At 58.0% G+C, this 5,906-nt stretch carries 6 protein-coding genes; 1 reads left to right on the top strand and 5 read right to left on the bottom strand.

Going from position 1 to position 5,906, the window contains the following annotated elements; translation table 11 throughout:
* Positions 1 to 356: 356 nt before the first annotated feature.
* The 4 genes from NW829_RS11515 to NW829_RS11500 all read right to left on the bottom strand — a co-directional run bounded on the left by NW829_RS11515 (position 357) and on the right by NW829_RS11500 (position 4,552).
* Positions 357 to 1,880 (bottom strand): S10 family peptidase, encoded by a 1,524-nt coding sequence (locus NW829_RS11515; protein ID WP_414417136.1) that lies wholly within the window; start codon positions 1,878 to 1,880, stop codon positions 357 to 359.
* An 84-nt stretch (positions 1,881 to 1,964) separates the two neighbouring features.
* Positions 1,965 to 2,558, bottom strand: a complete 594-nt coding sequence (locus NW829_RS11510; RefSeq protein ID WP_414417135.1) for a hypothetical protein — start codon at positions 2,556 to 2,558, stop codon at positions 1,965 to 1,967.
* 206 nt (positions 2,559 to 2,764) lie between these two features.
* Positions 2,765 to 3,787, bottom strand: coding sequence for a thiamine-phosphate kinase (gene thiL, locus NW829_RS11505; RefSeq protein ID WP_414417134.1), 1,023 nt, complete (start codon positions 3,785 to 3,787; stop codon positions 2,765 to 2,767).
* A gap of 114 nt (positions 3,788 to 3,901) precedes the next feature.
* Entirely contained in the window at positions 3,902 to 4,552 is a 651-nt protein-coding gene (locus NW829_RS11500) for a class I SAM-dependent methyltransferase (protein ID WP_011433463.1), read from the bottom strand.
* Between the two features lie 116 nt (positions 4,553 to 4,668).
* On the opposite strand from NW829_RS11500, the gene NW829_RS11495 reads away from it, so the two are divergent.
* On the top strand, positions 4,669 to 4,884 hold the full coding sequence (locus NW829_RS11495) for a hypothetical protein (RefSeq protein ID WP_011433464.1): 216 nt from the start codon (positions 4,669 to 4,671) through the stop codon (positions 4,882 to 4,884).
* Between the two features lie 24 nt (positions 4,885 to 4,908).
* Here the strand turns inward: NW829_RS11495 and NW829_RS11490 are convergent, their stop codons facing one another.
* On the bottom strand, positions 4,909 to 5,763 hold the full coding sequence (locus NW829_RS11490) for an ABC transporter permease (protein WP_414417133.1): 855 nt from the start codon (positions 5,761 to 5,763) through the stop codon (positions 4,909 to 4,911).
* Positions 5,764 to 5,906: the final 143 nt, after the last annotated feature.

Here is a 5,906-nt window from a genome sequence, read left to right as displayed (position 1 = left end):
CATCCATTGTCGCGTCCAATTTGGCGGCTTGCGACTGGGACACCTTGAGCTTGCAAGCTACAGTCAGGACTTGGGTCATGGTTCTATCATAACTTCCGCATTCCTCCCGACACTGACCCTACGGGTACAGTGCGGGGCTCCTGCGATTTCTAGCTGAGAAAAGCCCTATGGCCCTGTGCATGCAACGTTTTGGGTGTGGGCCACTGTCCTGGCCTAAATTTCAAGAGGGCAAGGATGCACGCTATAGAGGAACTTTCTAGCGGAGCTATTGCACCGGCTAGTGTCTCATTGCCATTTGAATTGACTATAAGTGCTGCTGCAAAACCAGGAACCAGAATCCTCGCCCGGCGAGTATGTTATGACTCTGAGCTGGAAGCTGTTTTCGAGTAAAACTCACGCATTTCTGTAAACCACTCCAATCGCGAGGGATCCCAGGTGTAGAACATGTGTCCGCCGCGATAATGACGTAGGGTGAGGTTGGCCTTCAACCGCGGATCCAACTTCATCAAATCCACCAGGTGATTCGAGGCAAAGTAGGGCGTGACCAGGTCGTAAAAGCCATGATGAATGCTCACCCGCATGTGGGGGTTGAGGGCCATGCTGCTGCGCAGCTCGTCCATTGCCCCGATGAATCCTTGCTTAAACTCTCCTTTTGGGGTGAACCGCCAGGACTTGAACACCTCCAGGTTCAGTAGGTGATAGGTCAACTCCGTTTCCACCTGCAAGGTCTCTCGCAAGTGGCTGTTGATGGCTGCCGTGAACAGGCGATCGATCCCATCCAAGGTGGGATCGGATCCCTCGAAGGTAGGCCGATCCGGAAAGGGATCCACCGTGGTTACAGAAGCATCGTAGAGCCCCAGCACCAGTCGCTGCGACCGCAACAGCTCGCGGGCAAAACTGGCGATATCGATCCGCCCGCCTTTGTGGGCCACATACTCTGGAGATAAGCCGATCCCTGCCGCCATCTCCTGATACACCGCTTGCCGTTCTGCCTCTGGCATCGCCTCTCCCATAGCCAAGAGGGGCAGCAGACGTTGCCGGGCAAAGCGTTCTGCTTTGGGCAGCAGGATCTGCAAATCCTCCCCCCAGCCACACCGTCCATGATGGGCTGCTGTGGCCACATAGGAAGGGAAAAGGGCTGCCCAGGTGCTGAGGTTGTAATCGTTGGTCTCCAGCAACCCAAACTCAATCGCAGGCGAGATGAGAATGGCCCCCGACAGGCCCACGCCAAACTTGGATTGCAGCTCCTTGGCCAGCCGCGCCACCCGAAACCCACCGTAACTCTCGCCGGCAATGAAAATGGGGGAGAGCCAGCGTTTATATCGGGAAAGAAAGCCCTGAATGAATTCTCCCAAGGATTGCAAATCCCGCTCCACATCCCAGAAGGGCGATTCCTTAGGAGGCTCCTCCGCCTTAGCATCCGGCTGAGGGGGCTTGGATGCCGGATCGGATTTCTCCTGGGAATCTTTGGGGTCTTGAGAATCCTTGGGCAGGGCGCGGCTGAACCCCGTCCCCACCGGATCGACAAAGACCAGGTCGGAAAAGGGCAACCAACTTTCGGCATTGTCCACCAGCCGCACCGGGGAGGGGGGCAAACTGCCGTTGGGCCCGAAGCAAATCCGTTTGGGCCCCAGCGCTCCCATGTGCAGGTAGGCAGAAGCTGCCCCAGGCCCACCGTTGAACACAAAAGTGAGAGGGCGGTGCTGAGAGGCGGAGTCTTGCTTTAGATAGGCGACGTGAAAGATCTCGGCCACCGGCTTTTCCCGCTGGAAAAGGGTCTGCCAACCGGCCAGCGCTCTGTAGGTAAAGCTCTCCTCTCCAGCCGTAAACCTGTGCTCGGTGGAGGAGAGGGGGGAAGTGGGCTTAGATTCAGTAGCCATGAAAACAGGGATCCGCAGTCTGATCCCCAGTGAATCACAAGTTGCCGACCCTCAACACTCCCAGAGGAATCTCCAAACGGCACCTCACAAAGTCAGCGGAGCTTCCAAGGTCAGATTGAAAGATTGGCCGGGGCGCAGCACCACCACCTGGGGAGCGGTAACATTGCCCACCACCACTCCGGTCACGGCGCCTCCTAAGACATTGCCCACCGAGACTCCGCCCGTGATCGCCCCCAAAATGGCTCCCGCGGCTGCCCCAATGGCTGCATCTTGAGCAATGGCCTCAGCCGAATACTGACGGGGATCCTTTTCGTCGTGGAGGATGTTGGAGGAAGCCCGCAGGCTGTAGGTACGACCGCCGAGAACAATAGAAGTACCGACAAAGCGGGATCCGCCCGGTGCAGGTTCCATCTGTCCAAAAATGCGGCTACCCGCCGGGATCACCAAGCGCCCCTGGCTGTCAAAAATGTTCTGAGTAACGGCCACTTCCAGGGGATAGACGGTGTCGGGATAAAAGTATTGCGGCCCTTCGCTACTCAGGCTGCCGACCGGGATAATCGTCCCCTGCTCAAGGCGGTAGGCACCCAATTCAAAAAGCGGCTGAGCCGAACTGGGCAAGGGGGCCAACGAAGGGATCCCGGCCAGGCCAATAAGGGCTGCTGTTAAGATAGCTTTCATGAGTAGAGTCTCCAATGCTTCTCCAATCCAAGTTCTGCGGAGTTCTCAGCAGTTGCCTGAAGCTGTTCCAGGTCAATTTGCTTCCTTATCTCAACTTCTCTCCGCTTCTAGGTTACCGAATCCTTCCTGAAGCTTGTTTTCCCCCACAAGTAGATTTGTCTTCAACTGTTGGCAGTTTGGGTGACCATCCTGCAGCACAACGCCTCTTAGAAATGCTGGAAGGCTTGCTGACGACTGAGGGCTTGCCCGTCCTTCAGCCAGACGGTTCCCTGCGGATCCCAGCCTGTCACTTCTCCAATCCAAACGGCCCCTGGCAATTCTTCCAACAGATGCTTGGCCACCGACACCTCGGCACTGAGGAGCAGCTCAAAATCTTCGCCCCCATAAAGCGCCCATTCCAAGGCTTGGGCCGGAAAAGCCTGCCGCAAAGCTTCTGAAATCGGGATCCGCTCCACCTCGATCCTCGCCGCCACCCCGCTGGCCTGACACACCTGCACCAGGGCATCTGCCAAACCGTCGCTGGTATCCATACCGGCAACGCGCAAGGGATCCGGGATCCCTTCCAAGAGGGGCACCAGATCCAGGCGCGGGCGTGGGTATTGGTGAGCCCTGATCAACTGCTCGCGCTCGGCCGCCGTAGCTGAGGATCCCTGTTCAGGATGGAGAAGCAGCTCCAAGCCTGCCCGCGCATCTCCGTGGGGCCCTGTTACCACCAGCCAATCGCCGGGTTGAGCCCGTCTGCGCTGAATAGCCCGCCCCGGCTGCACCGATCCCAGGGCCGTGATTGCCACAAATCGATGCGGCGACCGACACAGATCCCCTCCCACCAGTTGGCATTCCCAGCGGGCGCAACAGTCCCGCATCCCTTGATAAAGCTCCTCCACCCAAGCAACCGGTGTGGAGCCCGGCAAGCCCAAACCCACCACCAACGCCTGCGGACGGGATCCCATCGCGGCCAGATCCGATAGATTGGCGGCCACCGCGCGCCAGCCCACCGCATGGGCCGGGGTCGTCAGATCGCTGAAGTGAACTCCCTCCACCAACACATCGGTTGTCACCACCAACTGCCCCTCCGGAGCAGCCAACACCGCCGCATCGTCTCCCACCACCTGGGCCGGACAGTAGCGCTGCACGATCTGCAGCAGCCCTGCCTCCCCAATTGCCGAGATGGGTAGGGGGGAAGGATTGCCGTTTTGTGGGGAAGAACTGTCAGAAAGACCGGAGAACAAGACAGACCTCTGAGGGTAGCGAGGATAACACAGCTGCAAGATCTGGTGGATGCTGGAGTCTTGTTGGATATTTCCAAGGATCCCGCCTGCACGCCACAGGCAAGCTGGAGAATTCTACCCCGCCGTCCGCTGTCCAATCAGGGCATAGAAGGGATCCCCGCCTCCGCCTGCCCAAAAGCCCAGCCAACCCATAGGGGCAGGCCGCTGGATCACCTTCACCACCGCAAACCCTGGCACCGACTCAAAATAGCGCCTGACCAACTCCACCCGCCCCGCCTCGGAGTTGTCCCGCCAAGCCTGGATCGCCTTCTGGAAAAACATGCGATTGGAGAAGCTGACGATGAACAGGCCCTGGGGCTTTAGGATGCGATACACCTCGGCAAACACCTGCTCCGGCTGCTGCAGATATTGCACCGAGACCGTGTTTAGCACCGCGTCGAAGGATTGATCAGGGAAGGGCAGACTTGGGTTTTGGTTCAAGTTTTGGATGAAGAAGTGATCCAGCCGGGGGTTGGCCGCCAGTTCCTCCGGGTTCATCCCATGCCCCTCCACATGGGCAAACTCCATCTCAGGTGGCAAATGGGAGACCCAACTGCTCATCAGATCGAGAATGCGGGTCTGGGGCCGCAAATGCTCGCGGTATAGATCGGTGAGCTGGCCGATGAAGCCAGAATCCACATGAGTCACGAAGCGAGGATAGCTGTAAAAGAGGGCATCGTCGCTGGGATCCAACTTGGAGCGCTGCCAATCCTTGAGCACCACCATGGCCAAACGGTTGCAAATCTTAATCAAAGCTAACATTTTGGAAGCTTCGGAAAAGGGGTGGGCGTGATACCTTAGCAGAGCAACAGTGGCCATTTCGCGAAGGACTCTTTGCCGTGATGTCTGTGTCTCACCCCTCTTCAGCGGCTCCTTCTTCTTCTGGGTCTAACTTTGGCCTGCGGGAGTACGTAACCGAACTGCAGCTCCACATGGCTCTGCAGGCTCGCAGCCTTACTCCTTCTCTCAGCGTTTCCCCAGCCCAGGACAGCCCCCTGGCTCTGGTGCAGCGGGCACAGGCGGCTATGGAGAAGTCCGTTTCCCGCCAGTGGCTTTGAGCGGCACAGCCTGGGCAGAGAGGCTCAGGCCAAGCTTTTGCGCAACACCCCCTGCACCAGTAGAACCGACACCCCCACAAACCCCGTCAAAAGGCCCAGGGATCCCGCCAGGGTGAGATCGCCCCAGGGAGCCTGCAGCACCACATCGGCCCAGCTCCAATGGCTGCTGCGGTAAACATGGCGAATGGGCTCGATGGCAAAAGTGAGGGGGTTGAGGCTGGCCACCCAACGCAGCCAGGTGGGCATAAAGCTCAGGGGAGCCAAGGCCGTGCTGGAAAAGATCAGGGGCAAGTTGACCAAAAAGATGAAAGCCAGCAATTGCTGGTGCCCCGGCATGGCAAAGGCCAAGCCCAAGCTCAGGGCCGTGAAGCCCAAGACCAACAGGCCCACGATCAAGGCCACCACCGCCAAGCCTGGCCCGTCGGGGATCCCGGCCCCAAGGGCGTAGTCTGCCCCCACAATGACTGCCGTCTGCAGCAACGCCAAGCTGACGATAAACAGGCTAGAAGCAAGAACAATGGAAAAACGAGAGGTGAGGGGAGCCACCAACAGCCGGTTCAAAAAGCCAAATTCTCGGTCGAAAATCACCGGCACCCCAGCATTCAAGGCTCCACCAAAAGCCGTAAACACGATGACTCCCGCTCCCAAAAACTGGGTGTAGTTTTGTCCGGCCCCGAAAATGTCGGCAGGAGCATTCTGAAACAAGGCTCCAAATAGAATCAGCCAGAGCAACGGCTGGATAATGCCGGCCAGCAAGGTTGTGGGGCGACGCTGCAGTTGGATAAACAAGCGGCGGGTGAGGGCAAAGGTCTCCTGCCAAAAATCAGCCGTCAGAAGGGGGATCGGGTTGGGTTGAACCGAGGAAGAGGCAGAGTTCATACCAAAGCTCCTGTAGGGTTGCGATCAATCAATCCATTCCAAATCCATCTACCAAATACCTCGATGTGCCTTTGTATAGGGATCAATAGGGCTCGAGCATGAGGTGATGAAGTTACTTTTTCTTTTTGCCCAGATTGGCCTCG

The sequence above is a fragment of the Synechococcus sp. R55.8 genome, from assembly GCF_047461895.1.
Classification (GTDB): domain Bacteria; phylum Cyanobacteriota; class Cyanobacteriia; order Thermostichales; family Thermostichaceae; genus Thermostichus.
Note: the sequence above shows the minus strand (reverse complement) of the source record. Positions and strands in the feature narration are given on the sequence as shown.